The sequence below is a fragment of the Methanoculleus sp. genome, from assembly GCF_036677455.1.
GTDB lineage: Archaea > Halobacteriota > Methanomicrobia > Methanomicrobiales > Methanoculleaceae > Methanoculleus.
Genome location: NZ_JAVBWL010000036.1, coordinates 1 through 25,881 on the forward strand (window position 1 = coordinate 1; position 25,881 = coordinate 25,881).

Below are 25,881 nucleotides of genomic sequence, written 5' to 3' on the forward strand. Positions count from 1 at the left end.
ATCGTGACCCCGCTGATCGAGAAGATCCCCGGCGTCAAGGTGATCGACTGCGGCAAACTCGAGCGGGCCTGCATCATCGAGAAGATCACCCCGCTCCTGATCGGCCTCAACATCAAGAACAAGTGCCAGTTCGGCGGCATCAGGATCACCGGCCTTGACAGGATCAAGTCCTGCGAGTGCAAGTAGGCCCGGGAAGAAGGGCCGCGCTTGAAAAACGAGAGAAAGGAGGAATGGAGATGGGAAGACTTGATGGGAAAGTAGCAATTGTGACAGGAGCGAGCTCCGGGATGGGTGCAGCGATCACGAAGCGCTTTGCCGCGGAAGGGGCGAAAGTTATTGCCATTGCCCGGAGGAAGGAGAAACTCCAGGGCGTCATCGACGAGGTCACCCGGAAAGGAGGCACGGCCATTGCCGTCTCCGGCGACGTCTCAAAGGAGGAAGACGTCAAGAACGCCGTGAAGACCGCTGTTGAGAAGTTCGGCAAACTTGATATCGTCATCAACAACGCGGGCAGCCTGGACAGGGTGGCCCCGGTCGGAGACCTCGACGACAAGACCTGGGAGCAGGTCTTCTCCGTCAACGTCGACGGCCCGATGTACATGTTCCGCGCCGCGCTCCCCGTGATGCTCAAGAACCCGGGCGACGCCGAGGGACTCAACAAGGGCGCCTTCGTCACGGTCTCATCCATCGGCGGCACCCACGGCGGGCACAGCGGGGCCGCCTACACGGCATCCAAACACGCGGTTCTCGGGCTCGCAAAGAACACCGGCTACATGTACGCGAAGAAGGGCATCCGCTCGAACATCATCGCGCCCGGATACGTCGCAACCGAGATGGTGGAACTCTCCCAGACAACCCACAGCCACCCCGAGGGGATGGAGCTCGTCTCCGCCGGCGTCGGCGCCAACCCGCGTATGGGTAAACCCGAGGAGATCGCGAGCCTGGCACTCTTCCTCGCATCAGACGAGGCGAGCCTGGTCAACGGCGCAGTCGTCCCGGCGGATGCCGGCTGGTCTGCGTGGTAAGTACGGTAGAGTAGACGAACATACCCTGCCAGCCGGGCGCACGGGCTTGACCCCACCCCCCCGGCAGGAACGGCCAGCATCTTCGCTTCAAACCCGACCGCCGGGGAAACGTCATGGGATGACCGGATCAGAGGGCGGGGATTGTGCTTGTGGATGCTGGATCGCGAGACTGCACATCCGGACAGGATGGAGCAGCTGAAACGAGAAGAGCATAACCATGATGAAAGGATGGGAATTTACCTACACACATAAACCGCTGAGACTTGTTGAAAAACCCGATCCGGTCGCGAAACCCGGCTACGTCGTACTCGATGTGAAGGCCAGCGGCCTCTGCCACTCGGACGTCGGCGCAATGGAGGATGAGAAGTGGTTGGCGCTGATGAAGTATCCGCTCATCATCGGGCATGAATACGCCGGCGTCATCACCGAGGTCGGCGAAGGCGTCATCGGATACAACGTGGGAGATAGAGTCGGCGTCTGCCCCATGCCCACCAAAGATGGGTATGGTGGAGGATACGGCCGGGACGGCGGCTACGCCACGAAATCGACCGCTCCGGCCGAGATGCTGGTCCCGATTCCCGATGGGGTACCATTCGCCTATGCTGCGGCCGGTACGGATGCGGGGATGACCTCCCACCATGCGGTAGTCGTGGCGGGCGGTGCCAGGCCCGGCATCAACATGGGCATCATCGGCATCGGTGGCCTGGGCCAGATTGGCACCCGGGTTGCCGTCCTCAAGGGTGCCAACGTATACGCGGCTTCCCGGAACCCCGCCGCACGGGAGGAGGCCATGAAACTCGGATGCAAGGCCGCATACTCGACGATCAGCGAGGTCGCCGAGCATGTCAACCTGGACGTCATCGTCGACTTTGCCGGGGCCGGCAAGACAACGGCAGACGCCCTCGAGGCGATCGGGGTCAACGGCCGCATAGTCCTGGTCGGCATGGCAAAACTGGAGACCACCCTCAACACGATGCCCCTGATCACGAAAGAGGTCACCATACTCGGCAGCCAGGGTGGCAACGTCGACGATATTGCCGGCGTCTACAAGATGATGGCATCGGGCGACCTCAAGCCGGACGTCACCGAGATCGGATTCGATGACATCCCTGTGGGCCTCGAAAAACTCAAAGAGGGCGGTGTAAGAGGCAGACTGGTTGCCGTCATGGACAGATAAGATCCGAACCGACATGAAAAAGTGTGTTACCAGCATGAAATCAGATTGAGTTGCCGTTACCGTCGGAGCGAGCTCCGGGGTGGGCGCGGCAAGCGCGAATGATGTCAGTTTCGAGAACGGTGCGGCTTCTCATCGATATGGGCCAGGGCTGGGAGCGTTTCATCTAACCCGGGAACCTGCACGGCCTACTCCCGTGACCTCCGGTAGAGGAAGACCCCCGCGACCTGGAAGATGATGATCGCCAGCACCAGGGCAACGGTATCGACGCCCGGGCCGAAGCGGGTCGTCCCGTCGAACGCAAACTGTATCAAGTCGTGAGCGTAGGTGAGAGGGGAGAGGAGCGCGATACTCTGTCCCCATGCCGGCATACTCGCGAAGGGGATGAAGACCCCGCTGATGAAGAGGAGGGGCAGGCGGACGAGGTTCAAGAGCGACATCACCTCGCCCACGTTCTCCGTGCGGTAGGCGGCAAAGAGTGTGCCCATCATCGAGAAGCAGAGGGAGGTGAACGCGAGCCCGACGAGAAGCGCCACGATGTGGATGATCTCAGCATGGAAAGCAACCAGGCCAACGCCAGTCGTGGCGACGCCGATCGCAGATGCGAATATTGCCCCGCTCAGGCTCGACCCGAGGACAATCGCCTGAACAGACACCGGAGCGGAGAGGAGGCGGTCGAAGGTCTTCGTCCTCCGCTCGATAGGGATGGAAACCGGCTCGATGGAGGAGGCGCTGAAGAGGAGGGTGATGGCGAGGAGACCCGGGAGCAGGGTTCCCGGGGGGGCGTTCCTTCCTATAGCGAAGGCGAGGAACATAACGAACGGAAAGAGCAGGCTGGATACCAGGATAGAGGGTTTGAGGTAATAGATCTTCATGTCCTTGCGTGCCATCGCCCACGCTGCACCGATGTCGCATGAGACCCGCTCAAACCATCCTGGCATCGGCTCCCCCCGCCTCCTTCTTCATACCGACGGAGAGCCCGGTGAGACGGATGAAGACCTCCTCCAGGCTCGGTCCGAGGGTGGTGACGCTGATTGGGCGCAGGTTTTGCTCTTTTGCAAATACGCAGAGGGAACCGAGGACATCCGGTGGGTCCGCGGTGTAGAGCCGGAACTTGTCCCCCTCTTTCCTGACGTCGCTGACCTGCGGGAGTCTTTCAAGCGCCTCGAGGAGACCGGGCCTCGTGGCATCGAAGGAGATCTCGATCGACTGGAGACTCTCAAAGGTCTGCTTCAGCTTCTCCGGCGCATCGATTGCCGCAATTGTCCCCCTATTGATGATGGCGACCCGGTCGCAGGAGACGTTTGCCTCCTCGATGTCGTGCGTCGTCAGGAAGATGGTGACGTTCTTCCGGGCGAGGTCCTGGACGACGTCCCTGATGAGCCGCCGGCTCTGGACGTCGAGCCCGGACGTGGGCTCGTCGAGGAAGAGGACCCTTGGACTGTTCACGAGCCCCATGGCAAGCGTCAGGCGGCGCTTCATTCCCTTCGAGAACCCTTCCGCGGGCTCGTGGCGCCGCTCGTAGAGGCCGAAGGTCTCAAGGAGGTCCCGGGCGGTCCTCTCAATCTCAGCCTTCCTGAGGTGATAGAGCCGGCCGGTGAAGACGAGGTTATCCCGGGCGGAGAGTTCGTCGTAGACGTTTGACGTCTCGGAGACGACGCCCATCAGCCGTTTTGCGGCCAGGGTGTCGCGGACGATGTCGTGGCCGTGGATCAGGGCACGGCCGCTTGTGATCCCGGTCATGCCGGTGAGCATCCTGATGGTGGTGGTCTTGCCCGCCCCGTTCGGGCCGAGGAACCCGAACGTCTCCCCTTCCCTCACCTGAAACCCGATCCCGTTCACGGCGACGTTGTCACCGAACCGTTTGGTGAGGTCGATCACCTCGATTGCATCCATGGGTATTCCGCTCACCCGCCCTACTCCGAGAGGAACGAAAATATCCGCACTAGGTTCTCGTCAAGGGGTTTCTTCTTCTGCCAGGTCTCCTCAAGCGGCGTACACCCAAGGTCGCCGCCGACCTCTCCCACCATGCACCCGCGCCGGCCCTCGAGCAGCGCCTCGACGGCGGCGACACCGAGGAGGCTCCCGAGCACCCGGTCGCGCATCGTCGGCGGCCCGCCCCGCTGGAGGTGCCCGAGGACGACGACACGGGGGTCGGTGTTGAGCTGCTCCCCGATCTCCCGGGCGATCTCAAACGAGATGCCCGGCTTCTTCCCCTCCGCCACCACCACGATCGCGCTCTTCTTCCCGACGGTGAACCCCGCCCGTATGCGCTCGCCGATCCGGGCGATCGAGACTTCTTCTTCAGGGATGACCAGTTCCTCGGCGCCGCCGGCGATGCCGCTCTCGAGCGCCAGGAATCCGGCCGTCCGCCCCATCACCTCGATGAAGAAGAGGCGCTCGTGAGAGCGGGCCGTGTCGCGGATCCGGTCGATCGCCTCGACCGCGCAGTTCGCGGCCGTATCAAACCCGATACAGTAGTCGGTCCCGTAGACGTCGTTGTCGATGCTCCCCGGCACCCCCACGAGCGCCGCCGTATCCGCATCGGCGGCGAGCAGGCTTGCGCCGTGGAACGTCCCCTCACCCCCGATGAGGATGACGCCGTCAAGCCCCAGCCGTTCGATGGCCGCCGCTGCCCGGAGTCTCCCCTCCTTCGTGTAGAACTCCTTGCTCCGGGAGGTCTCGATGATGGTGCCGCCCAGGTGGATGGTGTTCCGGATCGCCTGCCGGTCGAGCGGCAGCGCGTCGCCGCTGATGAGTCCGGTATACCCCCGGCGTATCCCGACGATCTCGATATCGCGTACGAGCGCCGTCCGCACCGCCGCCCTGATACAGGCGTTCATCCCCGGTGCGTCGCCGCCGCTCGTCAGGATGCCGATGCGCTTCACGGCTCCTCCGTATCATCGAGCGCCTCCACCCCGGGAAGCGGTTTTCCTGCAAGCATCGTGAGCGCGGCCCCGCCGCCCGTCGAGACGTGGGTCATCCGGCCCTCAAGCCCGAACCGCACCACCGCATCCGTGGTCGACCCGCCGCCGACAACCGTCGTGCCGCGGAGCGTGGCGAGTGTCGCGGCGATCCGGCGCGTCCCCTCCGCAAACTCGGGGACTTCGAAGACCCCCACGGGGCCGTTCCAGACGACGGTCCGCGCACCCCCGAGTTCCCGGGAGAACTCGTCGGCAGCCCCGGGCCCGATATCGGCGACGAACCAGCCGTCCGGGATCCCGGTTGCCGGGACGACCCGGGCCGGCGCACCCGCCTCAAGCCTCTCGGCGACGATGACGTCCCGGGGCAGGAGGAGGCGAACGCCGAGCTCTGCCGCTTGCGCGGAGATCGCCCTGACGGCGTCCAGGCGGTCGGTCTCGACGCGCGATGCGCCGGTAGCGCAGCCCCGGCTCGCAAAGAACGTCGCCGCCATGCCTCCCCCGATGAGGAGGAGGTCCACCCGGGATAGGATGTTCTCGAGGACCTCCAGTTTGTCGCTCACCTTGGCCCCGCCGATGACTGCGGCAAACGGCCTCTCGGGGTCTTCCAGGATGCACCTGAAGGTCTTCACCTCCTTCTCGAGGAGGAGCCCGGCCACCGCCGGCAGGTGTTCCGGGACGCCCACGACCGAGGCATGGGCCCGGTGGGAGGCCCCGAAGGCGTCGTTGACATAGACCTCCGCAAGGCGGGCGAGGCTCTCCGCGAAGGCCGGGTCGTCCGCCTTCTCCTCCGGGTGGAACCGGAGGTTCTCGAGGAGGACGATATCTCCGTCGCTCATCCCCGCAACCGCGCTCTCCACCTCCGGACCGATGCAGTCCTGGAGCGCGACGACCGGCCGGTCGAGGAGGACGGAGAGCCGATTCGCCACGAGGGCAAGGCGCAACCGTTCCACGACCACCCCCTGCGGCCGGTCCAGGTGGGAGCAGAGGATGACCCGTGCGTTCTGCTCGCGGAGGTAGCGTATCGTCGGCAGGCTGGCCCGGATGCGGGTGTCGTCGGCGATGGTGCCGTCTTCGTCGAGCGGCACGTTGAAGTCGGCGCGGACGAGCACCCTTTTGCCCCGCACATCAATATCCCGGACGGTCTTCTTCTGTTGTAGTATCATCTTCTGCATACCGGCATACCCCCGGAGCAGCGGGGGACGGCAGGAAGCCAGGCGGAAGATGTACCCGGACCTCCCCTGCCGTTCCCCGCGGGATTACGGTTCTGCACTGCATGTGTGCAGGACATAAATAGTGTTCGCCGCATCGTCCCGGATGCACGGGTGCCGCCCGGGCGGTCCATCGCCGGCGCTGGAGGAGAGAAGACGCAAAACGGGTGAGCCCGCAGAAGGGTGAGGAAAGGATTTGAGGCGGTGGGGTTACCACGCCTCAGTATACGCCATATTCGTGTAGATATCTTCGAGCCGGGCCTTGTGCCCCTTCTCCATGTTTGCGAGCTGCTCAAAGACCATCTTCTGTGCTGCATCCGCAGAGGCGGCGGCAAGCTGGGTGTACATCTGTGCGGCCTGCAGTTCCTTCTTGACGGCGAGGAGCAGTCCGTCGATCGGCTTCATATCGGCCGAGAGGGTGGGCTCGTCGAGGGCGTCGGTGACCTTGTAGTCTTTGGCCGCGACAAACTGCATATCTTTCACACCGCGGGTCAGAATGCCCTGCAGGTACTCCCGGTGGCCTTTCTCCTCATTGGCGAGGTCGAGGAAGAGGGTCTTCAAGTTGGCATCTGTGGCCCGGTCGGCGACCGACTTGTAGAAGGTATACGACTCTACTTCGCTGTCGATAGCGTTTGTAATGATCTTCTGGAAAGATTCGGCATCCATGGTTGACATCTCCTTTCTGCTCTGCAGCCACCCCGATCCGGGCCGGCTGCAATACTATTCGCAGGTTAACGAATGACACTTTATATCAGTATAATGGTATTTATACCTTCCTTTTTACCCCGGACGATGCCGGTGATGCGGCTTCCGGCCACCGGGGATGAAGCAGAGTCACGGTGGATTTCCCACCTCAAAGAACCGTCACAGCGCCGTTCCGGCTCATTTCAGCTGCTGCACCCGTGTTCAGAACCGTGGGCCGGGGAACCACCCCATCTCGAACCGGTGGAGCGATGAGATTGGGTCACATTTTTGCGTTTTCCGGTCGAACGGTATATACCTTATGAGGAACCCCCTTTCACCCGGGAGGAGCGGATAGTGCAGAACGCGGGCGGTCCCCGGCGGGTCGTCGAGGTCGTGCAGGACCGGCACGGGGACCAGATCGAGATCTTCGACCCCCCGTTCTACCGGGAGGAGTTTGAGGACGCATACCGGTTCATCATCGATGAGTACGTCGTTCTTCCAAAAGAGATCGGCCTCTTCCTCCCCTGCGCCGTCCGGAAACCCTACAGCCAGAGCCCGAGCCACAAACTCTTCCGGCGGATCATCGACGGCGTCCTCGCCCCGGAGGAGTACCATATTGTCATCTTCGGCACCTGCGGGACGGTCCCTGCCGAGCTCGAGTTGATGTACCCCTACCGGAACTACCATTACATGCTCGGCAAGACCACGGACAAGCGGATACTGCGGGACTTCCACCGGATCGAGGTCTACCGGCTGAAGGGCTACCTCGAGAAGACCCGGGATACCTACCGGCACCGGCTTGCCTACTGTATCGGGCCGTTCCGGAAGGCGATGGTGGAGGCATCACGAGAGACGGGGATCGCCGTCGACCTGCTCCCCTCCGACCCGATGATCGAGCGGCTCTACGACATCGACTGCCCGTTCCCCGAAGGCAGCCTCTCGATGCAGGAATACATTGGCGAGTTCCGGGAGGGGCTCGTGAGACTTGCAGAGTCGGTGCGAAAAGAGTGATTATTTGGGTTTATAGTAGCCCCACTTCTCGAGCGCACCCCTGAGTGCCGGGGCCTTCTTTGCCTTCTCTTCGAGGGTCTCCCCATCCTTCCAGGCCTCGATCGCCTGCATGGTGGCCTCTGCGCCCGCCCGCGTGCCCTTCGGGTGACCGTGGATGCCGCCGCTGACCAGGAGGACGAGTTCGGTGCCGTAGATATCGAGGACGTCCGGCACGAGACCGGGGTGGAGCCCGCCTGAGGAGACCGGGAAGGCGCTCTTGATGCGGCCCCAGTCCTGGTCGAGGGCCATGTGGCCTGCGGCGTTCGTGCGCTTCTCCCGGAGGATATCCGCAAGCACGGTGGCCTCCGCCCGGGTGCCGACCAGTTTCCCGACGGCGGTCCCGGTGTGGATCTGGGAGACGCCGACAAGGCGCATCATCTTCGCCAGGAACTGCATCGTGATCCCGTGCCGCTCGTCCCGGTCAAACGATGCGTGCATCGCCCGGTGGGCATGGATGGCAAGCCCGAGGTCGGAGCAGTAGTCCCGGAGGGTCGCGACGGCGGCGGTCCCGGCGACGACGACGTCGATCATGGCGTAGTTCCAGCCGTAGTCCGCGAGCATCTTCGCCCGCTGCTCCATGACCTCCGTCTCGGCCGTGATGTTGATGAACGCGGACTTCACGTCGCCGGTCTCCTTCTCGGCTCTGTCGCGCATCTTCGCCATCACCCGGACGCGGTCCTCGAACCGGTTGAACGACAGGGAGGTCAGGTTCTCGTCGTCCTTGACGAAGTCGAACCCGCCCATCCAGGTCTCGTAGCCGACCGCTGCATGCTCCTCCGCGGTGAACCCCACCTTCGGCTTCGGGACCGCACCCGTGAGCGGGCGGCCGCGGACCTTCATCATGTCCCGGATCCCCTCGATGCCGAAGTGCGGCCCCTTGAAGTGCCGGAGGTAGTCGGCCGGGAGCGAGGCGTCGATCAGCCGCAGGCGGTCGAGCGCCTTCATGCCGAAGACGTTCCCGGCGATACCGCTCAGGAGCTGGGCCGCGTTCCCCTCCTCCCAGAGGGCGAGCGGGTAGGCGATCTTGACGTAGTTCCCCTCGATCTCGAACGCCTTCGCCTGGAGGTCCCGCATCCGGGGGGGCATGGTAAAGAGCGTGGTCCAGGTCCCGGTCGAGCTCTCGGAGGCGATCCTCCCGACCGCCTCCTCCTTGCTGACCCCCTCCGCCGGTTCGAAGTAGTAGAGGGCTACCAGTTCGTCCGGGCCGGGGGTGTGGTTTACGTCAACAAACTCATCATACCAGTCAATCGCCATAGCGTCACCTCTTGAAAGAAAGGGTGCCGGGGGAGAAAAACCTTCCAGTCAGGGCCGGGCGCGTGGGCTCATGCTGCCTCCTGCAGGCGCCGGGTTTATTACCCTACAAATCCAGGGAAGGTGCAGTATGGACCGGCAGACGCTCTTCGACTACGACACGGGGAGACCACCCGTGAACGAGATCACCGGCACCGACGTGACGCTTCACGACCTGACCTACCGGACCGCCCCGGGCCGGGGGGTCCGGGCCTACCTGGTGGTCCCGGCGGGGACCGGTCTGCACGCTGCCATCCTCTTCCTCCACCCGGGGCCCGGTTCCCGGGCCACGTTCCTTGCCGAGGCTGTGACCCTTGCCGGGATAGGTGCGGTCTCCCTGCTCATCGACGCTCCCTGGACAGAGAGCACGGCGGCGGCCTGGGGGCGGACGGTCACCGACCCCGAGGAAGCCGTGCGGGAGCATATCCGGACGGTGATCGACCTTCGCCGGGGGATCGACCTCCTTCTTGCCCGGCCGGACGTCGACCCGGATCGGATCGGGTTCGTGGGCCACAGTTTCGGGGCGCTCATGGGAGGGGTGCTTGCCGGCGTCGATCGGCGGCTCTCGGCCGCCGTCCTGATGGCGGGCACCGGACGGTTCGCCGACGTCGCCGCCGTGAACATGCCCGACCTCCGGGACGAGAGGCTTGAGCGGTATCGCCGGACGCTCGCGGAGCTTGACCCGGCGGCCTGGGTAGGCCGGGCCGCACCCACCGCTCTCCTCTTCCAGGCCGCTCTTCGCGACGAGGTCTTTACAGCGGAGCAGTCCCGGGAGTTCTTTGAGCGGGCGAGCGAACCGAAGACACTCATGTGGTATGATGCCGGCCACTACCTGAACGGAGAGGCCCGCCGCGACCGTATCGCGTGGCTGGCCAGGCAGCTCTCGCTCGGGCGGTGAGCGCGGGAACGGGATCCGAAGTATTACAATTTTTCCCCTATGTAGTAATAGATATAATTATTACACCTAATGCTCATACTAATGTGTGGCCAGGCACTGCCTGTGCCTCAGCCTCTCTCCAGCATACCCTCTCGGTGCATCACTGCACGTCCGCCATACCCTTTTTTGCACCCTCCGGTGAGCACGGCAGTCAGGTCTTCCGGCGCATCGCGAGCAAATAGCAGCCGGGAAGAACACCCGGGGACGTGCCGCCCCGGGGCATCCGGCGGGTCAGGAAAGGTGGGATTGCAGGAGAGCCGCGTTACGCGTTCTCCCCGGCCGTGCTCGCCGGGCCGGGCAGGCTCTAGAGGACCCATCCCGGGGTGCATCCGGCCAGGGGTCCAGCGTGGGCGCTACTGATCTGGTGCTGCCTGCACCCGGGTGATCTTCGGGGCAGTTGCCTTGAGTACATGCCTGTGTGGTCCGGCCGGCAGGCGCGGCCCTGGGTCCGCCGCGGATGCCGGAAGTGCGACGGAGGCGATGGGGAGAGCCGCTATCGGATTGCCCCGTGCGGCGGTGGGAATGGTTCCGCACCACCATACAGAACTCGGAGCCGGGGGTGATATATTATTACGGCGACTCCAGTGGGATCGTTGAACCGGCCGGTTCAACGCCGTGGGCAAGATCCCTGATATACCGGAGCGCGAGCAAAGCGTCCTCGCGTTTCTGGTCGACGGCATGCTCCCCGGCAAACGCGAGAAACCGGGCGAGGTCCTCCGGGTCCGCCTTCCCTTCCGCCGCCTCGACGATCGCATCGTAGGTCCGGTCCGGGAAGTAGAGCCCCCGGGCAGCCTCAAGGAGCGCCCGGGCGGCATCGGGACCGATCACCCCGGACGCGAGCGCCTCCTGCAGGGTCGCCCGGATGTTCACCAGCGGCTCGGAGAGCGGCACATACGTCTCGGGATCAAAGAGGAGCGCCACCTCGTCGTCGGCGACGAGCCTCCCCTCCCGGTAGGCCCGGTAGATCTCCCCGACACCCTCCATCCCGAGGCTGTCGAGCTCCGCGGCCCGGAGCGCCCCCATGCTGGAGGCGCCGACGACCCGCACCCCGGCCCGGAGCACGGCGAGAACCTCCCGGTGGGCGACGGCGCAGTCCTGGAAGAAGACCCCATCGATGAGCCCGATGATCCGGGCCCCGTCTCCGGCGGCCCGGGTTATGTCGCCCCGTTTTGCCGGAGGGCGGTACTCGGCGTCGAGGACCTTTTGGGCCGTCGCGTGATCACAGCTGGGACCGAGGAAGACGACGACTCCGTGCGTCACGGCACCTCCCCCCTATCCGGTCCTGGTCCATCGCGTACATCTCGAGCCCCGGCACGATCACCCGGACGACCGGAATACCGATCTCCGGCCGGGTGAGGTCGACCACGACCACCCGGGAGAGGCCGGCCGCACTGAGCCGGTCGGTGACGCGGTGGATGTCGGTCAGGAAGTCGTCGCTGTCAAGCGACGGCATATCCGCAAACTCGACCGTCTCACTCTCCGCAAACCAGTGCCGGTTCAGCCGTTTCGTCCGGTCGTAGCCGATCCGCTTCCTGACGTCCGCGGTGTCGGTATCCTCTCTTGCACCGTGGATCTGGGTCAGCCTGCTCTGCGCGACCTCTGTCAACGCCCGGAGGACCGCGATCCGGGCGCTCGTGTGCGACCCCATCCCGATCGTGAGAAGCGTCGGGTCCCTGAGGACCACGTCGTCGGCGACCGCGGCGACCGTGGGGATACCGATATCGCTCGTGATATCCTTGAGCGTCACCTCGACGCCGGCGGCCGCGAACTTCGCGAGCAGGTCGGCCGCAAGCCCGTCGGTGACCCCTTCGACCCGGGGGCCGGTGTTCCTGGTCACCTCCACGAGCGACCAGGCGTCGCGCTCGACCACCTCCATCAGCGCGTGGAAAGTCGCCTCCTCGAGGGTGTTGCCGGACGCAAGCCCGTTGGTGTTGGTCCGGAAGAGGCGGCCGCAGGTCGTCGGGAGGGGGTGGAAGACCGCGTGGACCGGGACGAGCACCTCCTCATCCCGCACGATGTCGTAGCCCTCGACCCAGGGGACCACGAGATCGGCCGGGACCCTCTCAGGGAGGATCAGGTCTGCCGGGTCGAGCGCCGTCCTCCCGGCCGAGACCTCGCTGTAGCGGCCGATGACCGTCTCCCTGCCGTCCATCTCGCCCGAGTAGCGCTCGATCCCCTCCATCATCGCCGAGACCTCGGCCTCGATGGGGGTGGCGCCCTTCCCGTTGTAGACCGATATCGCCCCCGCCTCAGCGGTCGGCCGGATGCTCGAAAAGACCGGGATCCCGATCCGGTCCAGGTTCGTGATGTCGGCGACCCGGGTGATCCCCGCCGCCGGCAGCCGTGCCTTCGCCCGCTCGAGCGTCACTTCGGGCGGGATACACCGCTGGGTCTCGTTCGCGTAAGCCTTCGGGCACGACTGCAGCCGGATCACGCGTCGCCCCCGTGGGACTCGCCCGGCACCCAGCGCTCGCCGTCCTTCCCGATCTCCTTCTTCCAGATCGGCACGCTCTGCTTGATCCGGTCGATGATGTACTCGCAGGCATCGAACGCCTCCCCCCGGTGGCCGGCGCCGACGACGATCAGGAGGATATTCTCCCCGACCTGGAACCGTCCGATCCGGTGGATGATCTCGACGGCCATGATCGGGAACTGTTCAAACGCCTCGTCCCGGATCGCCTCCATCTCCTTCACCGCGACCTCCTCGTAGGCCTCGAGCTCCATCACGTCGATCCCGTCGTCCCGGACAACGCCGAGGAAGGTGACCAGGGCGCCCATATCAGGGCTTCTCACCCGGTCGATCACGGCATTCACATCAAAATCGTCTCTGGTTACGCTGACCATTCCGGTCTCCTCCGTCACCCGCCCGCCACCGGCGGGAAGAGCGCGACCTCGTCCCCGTCGGCGAGGACGAGCGTTCCGGCATCCGCACGCCGCACGCGCCTGCCGTTGTGCATCAGTATCACATACCCCCGGAGTTCTCCGCTCTCCTCAAAGAGCGCCTCCCCTGCCTCTTTCGAGGTTTCCCCGACCGCAGCGAGCAGCCGGCTCATCGTCGCCCCCTCGGGGACCTCCAGCGTGCGGTCCCCACCGATCGCCTCCCGCAATCGGGCAAACGCCCTGATCCGAACCTGCATTCCTCTCTTCATCTCCTCAAAGACCGGCCGCACGCTCCGGGCGGTCGCCGGTCCTGTATCCATAGAGGGACCGGCGATGCCGGTCCTTCCCGGGCAGGGCCCGGGCTGCCTCCACGGATGAATACGCTGTTATGTGGTGTCCCGGAAAATTTGAAGGTTGTCATTCCGAAAAGTCTCCCACCTCAGGGACGGGCCGCTCCTTCTTACGGGCGGATACCCAGTATCCGGGAGCGACCGTCCCCCTCAGGGGAAACGTATATATTGGGAGTCATGAATACTCCAGCCAGTCCCGGAGAGGGACAGAAGGGGGAAGTGAACCGGTGACAATGAGACTTATCGATGATGGGGACGTCTGGGATACATTTGTCGACGAGAGCGCCTCGGGCCGGCTCTTTCACAAATGGGACTTCATGAAGATCACACAGAAGCATACCGGCTTTACGTTCCTCCCCTACGGGGTCTTCAAGGGCAACGAGTTGATCTGCGTCTTCCCGCTCTTTCAGAAGCAGATGCACGGGCTCACCGTCCTCCTCTCGCCGCCCCCTCTCCAGTCGGTGATACCGTATCTCGGGTTCGTCATGAGCCGCCGCTACGATACGGCCAAACAGAGCAAGAAGGAGTCGATGCTCAAGGAGGTTACCGAAGAGATCGAGGAGGAACTCGCGGTCCTGGCCCCGAACTACCTCGCGATAACCCAGGTCCCGGGGTTCATCGACGTCCGGCGGTTCCTCCGGGAGGGCTACGACGCCCGGATCCACTTCTCCTACGTCATCGACCTCTCCCCACCGCTCCCGGAGATCTGGAACGGCTTCTCCTCGAACCTCCGGACCAAACTCCGGAAAGTAGAGAAGAGCGGCTATCGTTTTGAGAAGAGCACCGACCTCTCGACCTTCTACTCGACGGTCGCGGAACGGTTCAGCGAGCCGGACATGAACATCCCGATGATCAGCCGGAGTTACTTCGAGGATCTCTACGAAGCGTATCCCGACGAACTCGGGCTCTACTACCTTTACGATGCCGATGGTGCCGTAACGGGCGTGCAGGCCACTCAGGAGTACAAGACCTTCACCCTCTGGATGGGTGCCCCCAAGATGACGGCGTTGCCGGGGAACGAGTTTCTCCAGTGGCTCCTCCTCGGCCGGGCGAAGGAGGCGGGGTTCCGGCAGATGGAGAACGTCGGGGCGAACAACGAGAACCTGAACCTCTTCAAGTCCAAGTTCAACCCCTCCCTCACCCTCTTCCTGGAGTTGAGCCGGCAGGACCTCTTCGGCAGGGTTGCCCGGTGGGCCTACAGCACCATCGCAAGCAAGGGGCTGGTGAAGCGCAAGGTCCTCTCCTATATAGAGTGACGGTCCAGGGGCTCCTCACTCCCCGCCTTCGAATCCGGTCAGTGCTGGCGACGGCGGCCTTCCGGCGAGTGCCGGGGGGCTGGATATGCGCGGATCTGCCGGAAAGATGACAATATCATTCTATTTTCAGATTAAAAGATATAAATCCCGGATCACAATGCTTATGCTTCTTATCGTTAATGTCTCCGTTAGCAGGAGGTGTGATGTTCCGCATTCTCGCGGTCGACGATGAGCCGGCCCTTCTCGAACTCACCCGGCTCTTCCTCGAACGAGCCGGAGATATGCATGTGGAGACGACGGCATCGCCGGTGAAGGGATTGGATATGCTCTTGCAAACCCCGTACGACGCCGTCGTCGTCGATTACGAGATGCCGGAGATGAACGGCATCGAGTTCTTAAAAGCAGTCCGCAAGCGCGGTATGGAGACACCGATCATCATCTTCTCCGGGCGCGGCCGGGAAGAGGTCGTCATCGAGGCGATCAACCAAGGTGCGGACTTCTATCTCCAGAAAGGCGGCAACCCCTCCGCCCAGTTTGCGGAACTCCGGAGCATGATCCTCCAGGGGGTCCGGCGGGGACAGGCCGAGACGGAGGTGCAGTGGTCCCGAGACCTCTACCAGAGCATCTTCGAGCATACCGGCTCCGCAACCATCATTATCGAGGGGGACATGACGATCTCCCTTGCAAACAGCGAGTTTGCGTCTCTCACCGGCTATTCCCGGGAAGAAGTGGAAGGGAAACTGCCCTGGACGGCCATCGTCGCCGGAGAGGACCTGGAACGGCTCAAGATGTACCACCGGCAACGGCGGGTGGACCCCGCTTCGGCGCCGCGGACCTACGAGTTCCGCATGGTCGACCGGGCAGGAAGAGAGCGGGATATGCACATGACGGTCGGGAGGATCCCCGGAACGGACCGCTCCGTCGCGTCGATGATCGACATATCCGACCGGAAACGATACGAGGAGGAGCTCAGCGCGGCGAACGAACAGATGGCCGCAGCGTTCGAGGAGGCGCTGGCGAGCCAGGGGTCGCTTGAGGCGCAGTGCCGCGAGATGGAGGATTACCAGGCAACCCTCCGGGGCATCATCGACTTTCTTCCCGACCCGACGTTCGTGCTTGACCGCGACGGGAAGGTGATCATCTGGAACCGGGCGATCGAGTCGGTGACCAGGGTCCTGAAGAACCGGATCGTCGGTTCGGAGGCAGGGACGATCTCCGCATTGACATCCGGGCTGCTGTACCCACTGTTCGCGGAGACCCCCCTCTATGGCAGGCAGCAGGACGGTGCCTTCCGGGAGATCCACATCCCGTCACCCGGCGGCGGAGAGGGGACCTACCACTGGGGAAAGGCGGCGGCGCTCTACGACGCACAGGGGAAGGTTTCCGGCGCGATCAAGTCTTTCCGGGATATCACCGAGTCGAAACGGATGGAAGCACGGATCCGGCGCCGGATAGAACTCGAACGGATGGTAAGTTCGATCTCCGCGCGGTTCGTCGCCCTGGACCCGGCGGACCTGAACAACGCCCTGAACGAGACGCTCCGGGTGCTCGGTTCGCTCTTCGATCTCGACCGGAGTTACATCTTCTGCTTCGACGGCGACCTCGCCCGCGTGAAAGAGATCCACGAGTGGTGTGCGGAAGGGATCGAATCGCAGATCGGTGTATTGCAGGACCTGCCAGCCGACGTCGTCGCCTGGGCGATGAAGCAGATCGAGGCCAGGAAACCGATCTGCATCCCGGACGTGGCCGCTCTCCCGGCAGAATCGATGGAACGCGGGTTCTTCCAGGAGTACGGGGTCCGGTCAATCACCCTGGTCCCGGTCGCGACCGCTGATGAGGTCATGGGGGCCATCGGGTTTGAGACCGCCCGGAAGACCCGGACCTGGTCGAACGAGGACGTCACGCTGCTCGAGGTCGTCGGCAACCTCGTCGCCGACCTATTTTCCCGGATTCGTGCGCACGAACGCCTCCAGAAGAGCGAGGAGAGGTTCAGGGCTCTCGTGGAGCGGTCGCACGACTGCTACATCCGTGCAACGACGACACCGCCGGCGATCGAGTACATCAGTCCCTCCTGGGAGCGCCTGACCGGCTACCCGCCCGGGGAGCACCCGTGCGGCCCGGAGTTCATCGAGGGGCTTCTCCACCCCGACGACCGGGAGGCGACTCTGGCCCATCTTCTGAAGCCGGATGCCGCCCGGCTGTACACCGTCAGGGTGCTCCGGAGAGACGGTGGCTACACCTGGGTTGAGATCTGCCCGATCCCGGTCTACGCAGACGACGGGCGTCTGGCCGCGATCGAGTACGCGGTCCACGACATCGACGCCTGGAAGCGGACCGAGGCGGCGCTCATCGAGGCGAACAAGAAGCTCACGCTGATGAACAGCATCATACGGCACGATATCTTGAACCAGGTCACGGTGATTCTCGGGCATATCGCCCTCCTCCGGGAACAGCCGCTCGACCCGGTCGTCGCCGCAGCCCTTGAGAAACAGCAGACCGCCGTCGATATCATCCAGTCGCAGATAGAGTTCACGCGGGATTACCAGGACCTCGGCGCCCACTCCCCACGGTGGTCCGGCATCGACCCCCTGGTATCGATGGCGGTGAAGATCCTCCAGCCGCTAGGGATCAGGATCAAGAGAGATCTCGCCGGCGTCTCCGTCTACGCGGACCCGCTCCTCTCGACGGTCTTTACCAACCTCCTCGACAACACGCTGCGGCACGGCGGGGGCGTGACGGAGATCCGGGTCACGGCCGTGCCGGAGAGCGGCGGGCGCGCGCGGATCATCTGGGAGGACAACGGCGTGGGGATCTCCTACGCCGATAAGCAGCGGATATTCGAGCGGGGGTTCGGCCAGCATACGGGGCTCGGGCTCTTTCTTGTACGCGAGGTCCTCTCGATCACCGCCATCACCATCCGGGAGACCGGCGAACCGGGGCGCGGCGCCCGGTTCGAACTTACGGTGCCGGAAGGCTGCGCCCGGTTCGAGTGAACGGAGCCGGGCAAAAAGGGAGGGGGCCTACCGCCGCCCGTACTTCTTGAACATGTACCAGAGCCCCGCGACGACCCCGGCCATCACCAGGAGGCCGAAGATCGCGACGTAGGACTGCTCCTCCACCACGATCCGGTACTCGTCCTCCCCTTCGGCCTGGTCGCTCTTCACCGCGGCGACGACCTTGTACTCACCGGCGACGATATCGGCCGGCGGGATCACCGTCACCTGCACCGTCGCCCGCTCGCCGGGCTCAAGGCTCGCAACCGTTGCCGGGTCGACGGTCGCCCGCCACCCCTGCGGCGCGCTCATGTTGATCCCGATGTTCGTCAGCGCTCCCCCGACGCCGGCGTTGGAGATGGTCATATCGAACGTGAGGGTCTCGCCGCGGTTGATGTCGTGGCGGTAACTCTTCGCGTAGGTCCGCATGGTGTAGGACCCCCGGAGCCGGAGCGTCAGGTTCTCCTCGTACTGCCGGGCAGCGGAGTCGATCACCGCCGTGAAGTTGTACTCCCCGACATCCACCGAGTAGGGCGGGATGAAGTCGAGGTAGAGGGTCTTCTCCTCGCCGGAGCGGATGTAGATCTCCGAGACCTCCTCGGTGGCGCTGCTGCTCTCCTTGAACCGGGCATACCACTGTTCGGGAAGGCCGAGGACGGAGAGCGTGTAGGTATCGTCGTTTCTGCCGGCGTTCTTCAGGATCATCTCGTACTGCGGATTCGAGCCGATCGCCGCCATCCGGGACGGGGACTTCACCCGGATCTCGGCGAAGAAGTTCTCTTTATCGAGCGGCACGATCCCGAGGTCGACCGTCCGACCGATCCGGACATCGACACCTTTCTTCTCCCACGACCGGTAGCCGGGTTTGGCGACCTTGACGGTGTAGGTGCCCATCGGGGCGCCGATGGAGACCTTGCCCTCGGCGGTCGTGAGCATCCCCTCGACCCGGGTGTTACCGTCGTAGACGGAGACATCGGCACCCTTCACGACGTTGCCTTCTTTGTCCACCACCGTGGCTTCAAGCATCCCGGTCTCGCCGCTGTGGGTCTCCGTGACCCTGACGTAGACCCAGATCGTCCCCTCGCCGATGCCCACCCGGATGGGGTACTCCCCCACGGCGGCATGGCCGGAGGTCTCGACCACCAGGCGGACGGACTTCGTCTCGCCGGCCGGGATCAGCATCCGGTAGACCTCGCGGTCGTTGTCCTCGAACCGGATCTTCCACCCGTCGGTGCCACGGTAGGTCCAGTAGTTGAGGAGGCACGTTCCGGTCTCGCCCCGGTTCGTGACCGCAAGGTCGAAGACCGCGTCATCACCCGCCTCGATCATCTCGCCCGGGAAGTCGCACCGGATCTCTGTGGACATCGTCCCGCCCTGGGCCGCCGCCGCCCCGGAGACGATCGATGCCGCGAGGATGAGGGCAAAGAGGATGAGTATTTTTCTCCCGGTCATATCCTCACCTGATATCCATCCGCATGAACTTCACGTAGGTCGCGGCGAAGAAGACCGCCGGGAAGACGATGAGCGCGGCGATGTTCATCCAGACCCGGCCGAGGGCGTCGGCAAGGCCGCCGGGGTCCTCTTGCGTAGCGGTACCATACATGTAGGAAGACAGCATCATGGAGATCTGGGGGTTCGTCACCGCCATCGCGACCCGGTAGTAGTTCATCTGCGGCGAGAGGATGTTGGAGACGTCGCTGATGAGCTGTCGTTTCTCGACGTAGGCCCTCATCTCCTCTTCATACTCCCTCCACGCCGGGTCGATCTCCGGCTGGTTACTGCCGCTACTGCTTACCACGACGCTCCTGGAGGAGGTAACGGTATACCCCCCTTCGGAGGTGTAGGAACGTGTGATCTCTGTATTGGGCGCCTCGGGCGGGTCGCCCGCGAACGCGTCTGCGGCCATCATCCCGAACATGGGAAGGAGAGAGGTGACGATGGCGAAGATCACCAGGGTGTAGATCAGCGCGTTTCCGCTCTCCGAGGCCACCGTCGACATCGTCAGTGCGATGGCGAAGTAAGCGAGCAGGAACCCGAGCGAGGCCGCACCGAAGATCAGGATGGCGGCAAACTCGTCCAGCGTCGGGACGATCGAGAAGATGAGGAGCATGGCGACGGCGAGCGCGAGCGCAAGCCCCATGGCGAACCCGAGCGCACCGACGCCCCCGAGCACCTTGCCGTTGATGATCTCGTCCCGGTAGATCGGGTGGGAGAGGAGGGTCTTCAACGACCGGGACTCTTTCTCCTTCGAGACCAGATCAAATCCGATGGCAAGAGCAAGGATGCCGCCGAGGGCCGACATGTAACTCATCATGGACATGAAGACGTACATGATCGAGGGTTTCTCGGGCATCCAGCCGGAGTAGGGACCTTCGATATTGGCGTCCGCCATGTGCTGGAGCTGCTCGTTATACGATTCCAGGCTGTTGTTGTAGTTCTCGATGCCGTCATGGATGCTGACCGCGGATATCACCAGGAACAGGGCCAGAATGATGATGAACCGCCTGCTGGTGATGTGGTCGGAGAACTCTTTTCGGGCTACGTTGAGCAATCGATCGAACGCCATGCTTCACCTCCGGTAGACCGCCATGAAGACGTCCTCGATATCCGGCTCTTCGATGCGCATCTCCCGGACGTGCACGCCCTGTTCGAAGAGGGAGGCGGCAAGCCGGTCGCGGATGTCGGTCTTCGCCCGGAAGATCGCCCGGTTCCCGTTCCGCTCGACCGCGACGATCTCGGGGTCTTCGATCGCCGGCAGGTGCTCCCGGGTCTCGACGACGATCCTGACGGCGTCGCCGTCCGAGGGTGCGAGCGTCCGGGCGACCTCGTCAAGCGTTCCCTGCGCGACGAGTTTTCCTTTCGCGAGGAGCCCGACGGTCCGGCAGACCGCCCGAACCTCGGAGAGGATGTGGGAGGAGACGAAGACCGTCTTTCCCTCGCCGGCGAGGCGTTCGACGAGGTCCCGATACTCCCTGACGCCCTCGGGGTCGAGGTTTGCCGTCGGTTCGTCGAGGAAGAGCACAACGGGATCGTTGATCAGCGCCTGGGCGAGGCCGAGCCGCTGTTTCATCCCGCGGGAGTACTCGCCGGCCTTCTGGGTGACGCCGTCGAGGTGGACCAGTTCAAGCAGTTCGGCGATCCGGTCTTTCCGCTCCCGCGCACCCGTCCCGTAGAACCGGGCGAAGTAGTCCAGGTTCTGCTCGCCGGTCATGTTCCCGTAGAATCCTACGTCTTCAGGGAGGTAACCGATGATCTCCTTCACCTTCAGCGGGTCTTTCGCGACCTCGATCCCGTCGACCAGGCACCGGCCGCCGGTGGGCTCGATCATGCCGGTGAGCATCAGGATCGTCGTGCTCTTCCCCGCTCCGTTCGGGCCGAGGAAGCCGAATATCTCGCCCTCCCCGACCTCGAGGTCCAGGCCGTCGACGGCCGTCTTTCCGTTGTATACCTTCGTGAGGTTCTCTGTCCGTATCATCCATCTACTCCCCGCCGGGCCAGGTCCGGCGGTGCTTACTGCAGGCTTTGACATCCTCTTATTAACGTTTTCTGTGACAAACGTCTACACGTCGCGGCGGGAAGCACGATTTCGATTGTTCAGTATCGCGTTCTTCCCCGGAGGGCCCGGTAATCTGCCGCAAATATACCGACCGCCGGCATACCGGCTCCCGCGCGGCATGAGCCGCCGGACCGGTGCACCCTTCTTCGAACCGCTGTTCGGCGTTCTACGCCGGAATATGGGTGGGAACAGGAGATAAAGCGATGGTTGACTACGAAAAAATTCGGACCTATGCGCCCCGGGTTTAGGTAGACAAGACATCTCCATGACCCCGGCACCCGCCCGCCCGGGGAGCGGAACTGCAATCCGGAAACCTTTTCACACATCGGTCCGAAGGTCCCCTGATACAGTATGAGAAGGGTATTCGGTGCGGCAGCGGTGATCGTGCTCGCATGCCTGGTCCTCGCGGCCGGATGCACGTCGCCCCAGCCCCAGGCGGGCTACGTGACGGTCAGGAGCGTCGATATCAGCATTCCGGACGGGCAGCCGCCGTCGAACGTCACCGGGGTCGTGGTGGTCCCCTACCTCGACGCGGTCTACGCGGAGGTGGACGAGGTCGACCTGCAGGTCAGCGTGAAGGAGGCCGGGACGGATATCGTCGTCACGGAGACGGTTCTTCCCATCGGCAACCTGACGCCGGGGAAGACCGCGCGAGAGGAGGTCGGGCTCACGCTCGAGAACGGCAGGCGCTACGACATCTGGGTGACGGTCTGGCAGGACGGGCGTATGCGGGAGTCGGGGTCGGTGAACGTCTTCCTCCCGGACCGGACTGTGGCCGGGCAGCGGCTGGCCTACTCGCTCCTCACGGTCTCCGCGATCGACGTCATGACCCCGGACCTCGACGCCGACCCGATCGCGCTCGATATCATCACTTCGATCGCGAACAGCGGGAGTTCTTCCGGAAACCTCGCCATGGAGGTCCGGGTCGTCAACCTCCAGACCGGGATCACGGCCGTCCGCGAGACCCGGCCGCTCGGGGTGGTCGGGGCGGGAACAACCGAGAAGCAGGTGCGCGTCACGGTCCCGAACGGCTACGACTACCAGATCAGCATCCGGTTGATCGAGGGCGGGGCGGCGTTTGCGACCAGCACCGGCCGGATCACCCTGGCCCCGCCGCCGCAGGTGGTCCTCGCGGACGGCTCCGTCCTCGACTCTGCGAAGTCCACGTCGCCGGCCTTCTTCCCGGTCCCGACATCGACCCCGGCACCGCCGTCCTCCGCACAGGTCGGGCAGTTCCGGGTCCAGAGCGGCGGTGCGCCGACGCCGATGCAGTCCCCCGGGTTTGCCGTCGCGCTCGCCGCCGCCGGGCTCATCGGCGCCGGGCTTTTGAGGCGGAGGAGGTAGGTGGGGTGTCGGAGGCGAGCCGGAGAGCCTCACCGATAGGTGGGGCTGCCGAGGGTCTCACCGCGTGGAAGGTCTACCTCTACGCCGTCTCGTTCATCGCGCTCATCGTTGCGATCGCAGGAAGCGTGAGCCTCCTTGCTATTGCCGTAGAGGTCTTCATCTACCCGGTGCCCCAGCCCTACCCGGCACCGCAGTATTTCCCCGATCTCCCGGGGAGCGTGGCGCAGGTCGTGGTGGGGCTCGTCGTCTGGGGGTACCACTGGAGGCTGCTAAAAAAGGAGCATTGACGGGAATTCACCGTTTCCGGAGGGGTGCAGCAATCCGCAGCCCTGCTGCCGCCCCCGCCGCACCGGGGCCCGGTAACGGAGTGGGTGCCGCCTTCGCCGGGAGAGAGGAGGTGCCGGGCGTCACCTGCACGGAGGCATGGGGCGCCGGTTGCACCGACGTATAGACATGGACCGTCCCTCCCGGCGGGGGCAGCGGCGGAAGTTCGTGCCGGGAGAGCGTCCATCCGTCGTCTTTTTTGCAGGTAAACTCTTCTGGTGGCGGGAGTGTGGTGTTCACCGCGACCCGCAAGGTGCCGCCCTCGACGATGCCCACGAACTCGTGGTCGAAGTAGACCGATTCGCCGTCGTTCGCCCGGTAGATCAGGTACCAGCCGGTCTCGTTCACCTCGGCCCCGGATGGGGGTTTCTCAACCTGGTAACGCTGCGGAAAGAGGTGAACCGTCTCCCCGGCGGCCGGGACCCTGTCGATGAACCCGGTATACAGCACGCGGCCTCCCTTCTGCACGGTATACTTTCGTGCGGGTGGGTCCGCCGCCACGACGAGTTCGGTATCGGCGATCGTTCCCTTATACTCGCCGTCGAAGAAGACCTCCATACCGTCGCTGTTGAACCAGTGGACGACGTACCACCCCGTTTCCTCCGCTCCGGCAGCAGCAGCCGGGAGGACCGCGGCAAGGAGGAGGCATACGAGACAGGCGGTTCTCATCGCATCTCCAGCTGAACAGTACATGAAGGAGGAAAGGGAAGCGTATCATATATCGTTTTGTGCCCGCCCGCGGTCGCCAGGACCGGGGTTGCCGCTTCCAGCGAAAGAGACCGGGTCGCCGGCGCATATGAGGGTTCCGAACGGCCCGATCACCGCGGGTCGCCGGGCTCCGGAGCGATACCCGGAAGCAGTTTGCAGAGATCCGAAAGGAGCCCATCTCCATAAAGGATGCGCTTGCCCGGGCGGGCATCCAGGTCTGAGGCACTCTCCCCTTCCCGTGCCGGTTACGCCCTTGGTGTGGCACTAATCTGCCCGTCCTCTACTCCCCCTCATCGCCACCCCCCGTTCGGCACCCTCACCTCAAACCGCGCCCCCTCGCCGGGGACCCCCGTCTCCCGGATCGTCATCCCGGTGATCCCGAGGATCCCCGAGACCAGAAACAACCCGTGCCCGTACCGCCGCTTATACGTCTCCCGGAAGATCGCCTCCTTCTCGCCCTCGGGAATCCCGATGCCGTCGTCCTCGCAGAGGATCAGGAGGTCCGGCCCGGATCGTACGCACGAGAACCGGATCTCCGTCACGTGCCCCCCGTGGCGGACGGCGTTGTCGATGAGGTTAGAGAAGACCTTCTTCACCATCGGGTCCGCGTAGATCTCAAGATCCCCGAGGTCAACCCGGACCGCCGCCAGGAGGCCGAGCTCCGCAACGCTCTCCCGGATGAGATCCGCCGGCCGCTGCCAGACCGGTTCCTTCACCCCCATGTCCTGGTAGTCTCGCGTGAACTCGATCTGCCGTTGGATCTCTTCCACGGCAGAACGGGCACGCCCCAGGTAGTCCCGGACGGCAGAATCCTCGATGTCCTCCGCGGCGAAGTCGATATAGGCGCGGGCGACGGTGAGCTGGTTGAGGACGTCGTGGCGGGTGATCCCGGAGAGGAGATGCAACTTCGCGTTCGCCCGGCCAAGCGCCTCCTCGGCATGCTGCCGCTCGGTGATATCCTCACCGGAACTGAGCGTCCCGCAGACGGCGCCGTCATCGTCCTGGATCACGGTGTTGTGCCACGCGATGATTCGCTCGCCGCCGTCCGCGGTGAGGACCGATGTCTTCGCATACTCGTTCTCTCCGGTCTCGCCCTGCATCAGCCCGAGAAAGATCCCACGGCACCGGTCCCGTTCCGCCGGCGGGACGAACCGCTCGGCCCAGGGCTCGCCCACGGCCTCGTCTGCCGGGCAGCCGAGGACCTTGGCTGCCCGGCGGTTGATGAGGGCGACCCGTCCGTCCCGGTCGAGAACGACGAAGAAAGCGCCGGCGATATCCAGGTACTGCCCGAGCCGTTCTTTTTCCCGCCGCAGACGCTCTTCGCTCGACGTTAAGCCGGTAAAGATCACCGCGTAGGGCTGCCGGATCCCGGTCTCGACGAAGGCTATGTAGATGAGCCCGTACGCGAGTACCATCAGGAGGTGGCCGATCATGTTCTGGATCCCGTAGACGCTGATATAGAGGGTAAAAGCGAGTTCCGATGCCATCAGCACGATGAGGGCCGCAATCAGGTGGTGAACCACCCGGGGCGAGAAGGCGTCGCGCAGCCGGTAGACGGCGACGAGCCCGAGGGCGAGGAGGGCCGCGATGACGTACTCGCTCGCGATCTTGAACGGCGTGAGCCCGCTGCCTTCGATGTAGCAGTCGGGAAAGACCGGGACGACGAAGATCGAGAGGAGGAGGGCCCCGGCGATTCCTGCAAACCCGGCAAAGACCCGAAGGGGGGCGGGGTTCTTCCGGACGAGGAGCGGCGCAGCGAGGAACGTCCCGGCAAGGAGGTAGCGGGAGGCGATCCAGAGCTGGGTCGGGAGGTTTGCGTCATAGCCGACGAAGATCCCCATCCCGTCGTAGGCAAGGGTGTGGACAAGGCCGATCACGGCCACGAAGAGCAATCCGGTGCCGGCGACGAGCAGATAACTGTTTTCCTGCATCGTTCGGGCGTTCCAGGCGACGGTGAAGACCGCTATCGCTATCCCTACCGCGACGAGTTCGGTGATTATGTGAAAGAGGAGGTAGTTGTAGAGGCTGGTCGCTGCGAGGGCGGCGAGAAGCACCGTAAAGGCGATGAATGACCATCGGGTACTGGATTTTTCGCTGTTCCGCTCCATGCCTGCCAGACGACGGTTGTTCTTTGCGATGAACGAGATCGTTATTCTTTCGATGCGACAGACGAGGTTT

General features: G+C 64.1%; 23 protein-coding genes and 1 pseudogene. 9 read left to right on the plus strand and 15 right to left on the minus strand.

Annotation, left to right across the window (positions count from 1 at the left end; translation table 11 throughout):
* The 3 genes and pseudogenes from V6K60_RS08015 to V6K60_RS08025 form a co-directional block, all read left to right on the plus strand.
* Nucleotides 1-186: pseudogene (locus tag V6K60_RS08015) on the plus strand (NADPH-dependent F420 reductase); the annotation flags it as partial.
* 50 nt (nucleotides 187-236) lie between these two features.
* Nucleotides 237-1,025, plus strand: coding sequence for a glucose 1-dehydrogenase (locus tag V6K60_RS08020; RefSeq protein ID WP_332450000.1), 789 nt, complete (start codon nucleotides 237-239; stop codon nucleotides 1,023-1,025).
* A gap of 217 nt (nucleotides 1,026-1,242) precedes the next feature.
* Complete coding sequence (locus V6K60_RS08025) at nucleotides 1,243-2,202, plus strand: zinc-binding dehydrogenase (protein ID WP_332450001.1); 960 nt, start codon at nucleotides 1,243-1,245, stop codon at nucleotides 2,200-2,202.
* 185 nt (nucleotides 2,203-2,387) lie between these two features.
* Here the strand turns inward: V6K60_RS08025 and V6K60_RS08030 are convergent, their stop codons facing one another.
* The 5 genes from V6K60_RS08030 to V6K60_RS08050 all read right to left on the minus strand — a co-directional run bounded on the left by V6K60_RS08030 (nucleotide 2,388) and on the right by V6K60_RS08050 (nucleotide 6,997).
* Nucleotides 2,388-3,140 (minus strand): ABC transporter permease, encoded by a 753-nt coding sequence (locus V6K60_RS08030; RefSeq protein WP_332450002.1) that lies wholly within the window; start codon nucleotides 3,138-3,140, stop codon nucleotides 2,388-2,390.
* The gene (locus V6K60_RS08035) at nucleotides 3,124-4,095 is read right to left on the minus strand and encodes an ABC transporter ATP-binding protein (RefSeq protein ID WP_332450003.1); all 972 of its coding nucleotides are present in this window, start codon (nucleotides 4,093-4,095) and stop codon (nucleotides 3,124-3,126) included. The genes V6K60_RS08030 and V6K60_RS08035 overlap by 17 nt, the downstream gene beginning before the upstream one ends.
* Before the next feature lie 20 nt (nucleotides 4,096-4,115).
* Nucleotides 4,116-5,087, minus strand: a complete 972-nt coding sequence (pfkA, locus tag V6K60_RS08040) for a 6-phosphofructokinase (RefSeq protein ID WP_332450004.1) — start codon at nucleotides 5,085-5,087, stop codon at nucleotides 4,116-4,118.
* Nucleotides 5,084-6,295, minus strand: coding sequence for a phosphoglycerate kinase (locus V6K60_RS08045; protein WP_332450005.1), 1,212 nt, complete (start codon nucleotides 6,293-6,295; stop codon nucleotides 5,084-5,086). The genes pfkA and V6K60_RS08045 overlap by 4 nt, the downstream gene beginning before the upstream one ends.
* A 246-nt stretch (nucleotides 6,296-6,541) precedes the next feature.
* Nucleotides 6,542-6,997 (minus strand): ferritin-like domain-containing protein, encoded by a 456-nt coding sequence (locus tag V6K60_RS08050; protein WP_332450006.1) that lies wholly within the window; start codon nucleotides 6,995-6,997, stop codon nucleotides 6,542-6,544.
* Nucleotides 6,998-7,369: 372 nt separating this feature from the next.
* Here V6K60_RS08050 and V6K60_RS08055 point away from each other — a divergent pair, with 372 nt between their 5' ends.
* Complete coding sequence (locus V6K60_RS08055) at nucleotides 7,370-8,026, plus strand: DUF5591 domain-containing protein (protein ID WP_332450007.1); 657 nt, start codon at nucleotides 7,370-7,372, stop codon at nucleotides 8,024-8,026.
* Here the strand turns inward: V6K60_RS08055 and rbcL are convergent, their stop codons facing one another.
* Nucleotides 8,027-9,319, minus strand: a complete 1,293-nt coding sequence (gene rbcL / locus V6K60_RS08060) for a type III ribulose-bisphosphate carboxylase (RefSeq protein WP_332450008.1) — start codon at nucleotides 9,317-9,319, stop codon at nucleotides 8,027-8,029.
* Nucleotides 9,320-9,446: 127 nt separating this feature from the next.
* On the opposite strand from rbcL, the gene V6K60_RS08065 reads away from it, so the two are divergent.
* Nucleotides 9,447-10,253 carry an alpha/beta hydrolase family protein gene (locus tag V6K60_RS08065; RefSeq protein WP_332450009.1) on the plus strand — a complete coding sequence of 269 codons (807 nt, stop codon included), beginning with the start codon at nucleotides 9,447-9,449 and terminating at the stop codon, nucleotides 10,251-10,253.
* Nucleotides 10,254-10,862: 609 nt separating this feature from the next.
* Here the strand turns inward: V6K60_RS08065 and V6K60_RS08070 are convergent.
* The 4 genes from V6K60_RS08070 to V6K60_RS08085 are packed head-to-tail and all read right to left on the minus strand — an operon-like array spanning nucleotide 10,863 to nucleotide 13,492.
* A complete protein-coding gene (locus V6K60_RS08070; protein ID WP_332450010.1) occupies nucleotides 10,863-11,552 on the minus strand; it encodes a TfuA-related McrA-glycine thioamidation protein in 690 nt (229 codons plus the stop codon).
* Nucleotides 11,512-12,726 carry a YcaO-related McrA-glycine thioamidation protein gene (locus V6K60_RS08075; RefSeq protein WP_332450011.1) on the minus strand — a complete coding sequence of 405 codons (1,215 nt, stop codon included), beginning with the start codon at nucleotides 12,724-12,726 and terminating at the stop codon, nucleotides 11,512-11,514. The genes V6K60_RS08070 and V6K60_RS08075 overlap by 41 nt, the downstream gene beginning before the upstream one ends.
* Nucleotides 12,723-13,136 (minus strand): molybdenum cofactor biosynthesis protein MoaE, encoded by a 414-nt coding sequence (locus V6K60_RS08080; RefSeq protein ID WP_332450012.1) that lies wholly within the window; start codon nucleotides 13,134-13,136, stop codon nucleotides 12,723-12,725. The genes V6K60_RS08075 and V6K60_RS08080 overlap by 4 nt, the downstream gene beginning before the upstream one ends.
* A gap of 14 nt (nucleotides 13,137-13,150) precedes the next feature.
* Nucleotides 13,151-13,492, minus strand: a complete 342-nt coding sequence (locus tag V6K60_RS08085; protein WP_332450013.1) for a ubiquitin-like small modifier protein 1 — start codon at nucleotides 13,490-13,492, stop codon at nucleotides 13,151-13,153.
* Nucleotides 13,493-13,755: 263 nt separating this feature from the next.
* Here V6K60_RS08085 and V6K60_RS08090 point away from each other — a divergent pair, with 263 nt between their 5' ends.
* Both V6K60_RS08090 and V6K60_RS08095 read left to right on the plus strand, forming a co-directional pair.
* Nucleotides 13,756-14,778 carry a GNAT family N-acetyltransferase gene (locus V6K60_RS08090; protein WP_332450040.1) on the plus strand — a complete coding sequence of 341 codons (1,023 nt, stop codon included), beginning with the start codon at nucleotides 13,756-13,758 and terminating at the stop codon, nucleotides 14,776-14,778.
* Nucleotides 14,779-14,981: 203 nt separating this feature from the next.
* Nucleotides 14,982-17,771, plus strand: a complete 2,790-nt coding sequence (locus V6K60_RS08095; RefSeq protein ID WP_332450014.1) for a PAS domain S-box protein — start codon at nucleotides 14,982-14,984, stop codon at nucleotides 17,769-17,771.
* Nucleotides 17,772-17,798: 27 nt separating this feature from the next.
* Here V6K60_RS08095 and V6K60_RS08100 read toward each other — a convergent pair whose 3' ends face one another.
* The 3 genes from V6K60_RS08100 to V6K60_RS08110 are packed head-to-tail and all read right to left on the minus strand — an operon-like array spanning nucleotide 17,799 to nucleotide 21,246.
* Nucleotides 17,799-19,223, minus strand: a complete 1,425-nt coding sequence (locus V6K60_RS08100) for an NEW3 domain-containing protein (protein ID WP_332450015.1) — start codon at nucleotides 19,221-19,223, stop codon at nucleotides 17,799-17,801.
* A gap of 4 nt (nucleotides 19,224-19,227) precedes the next feature.
* Nucleotides 19,228-20,337, minus strand: a complete 1,110-nt coding sequence (locus V6K60_RS08105; protein ID WP_332450016.1) for an ABC transporter permease — start codon at nucleotides 20,335-20,337, stop codon at nucleotides 19,228-19,230.
* Nucleotides 20,338-20,340: 3 nt separating this feature from the next.
* On the minus strand, nucleotides 20,341-21,246 hold the full coding sequence (locus tag V6K60_RS08110) for an ABC transporter ATP-binding protein (protein WP_332450017.1): 906 nt from the start codon (nucleotides 21,244-21,246) through the stop codon (nucleotides 20,341-20,343).
* Between the two features lie 432 nt (nucleotides 21,247-21,678).
* Between V6K60_RS08110 and V6K60_RS08115 the strand changes: the two genes are divergently transcribed.
* Both V6K60_RS08115 and V6K60_RS08120 read left to right on the plus strand, forming a co-directional pair.
* Entirely contained in the window at nucleotides 21,679-22,671 is a 993-nt protein-coding gene (locus tag V6K60_RS08115) for a DUF7490 domain-containing protein (RefSeq protein ID WP_332450018.1), read from the plus strand.
* A gap of 5 nt (nucleotides 22,672-22,676) precedes the next feature.
* A complete protein-coding gene (locus V6K60_RS08120; RefSeq protein WP_332450019.1) occupies nucleotides 22,677-22,958 on the plus strand; it encodes a DUF5671 domain-containing protein in 282 nt (93 codons plus the stop codon).
* Between the two features lie 7 nt (nucleotides 22,959-22,965).
* On the opposite strand, the gene V6K60_RS08125 is transcribed toward V6K60_RS08120, so the two are convergent.
* Entirely contained in the window at nucleotides 22,966-23,688 is a 723-nt protein-coding gene (locus V6K60_RS08125) for a hypothetical protein (protein ID WP_332450020.1), read from the minus strand.
* 305 nt (nucleotides 23,689-23,993) lie between these two features.
* Nucleotides 23,994-25,811 (minus strand): sensor histidine kinase, encoded by a 1,818-nt coding sequence (locus tag V6K60_RS08130; RefSeq protein WP_332450021.1) that lies wholly within the window; start codon nucleotides 25,809-25,811, stop codon nucleotides 23,994-23,996.
* Nucleotides 25,812-25,881: the final 70 nt, after the last annotated feature.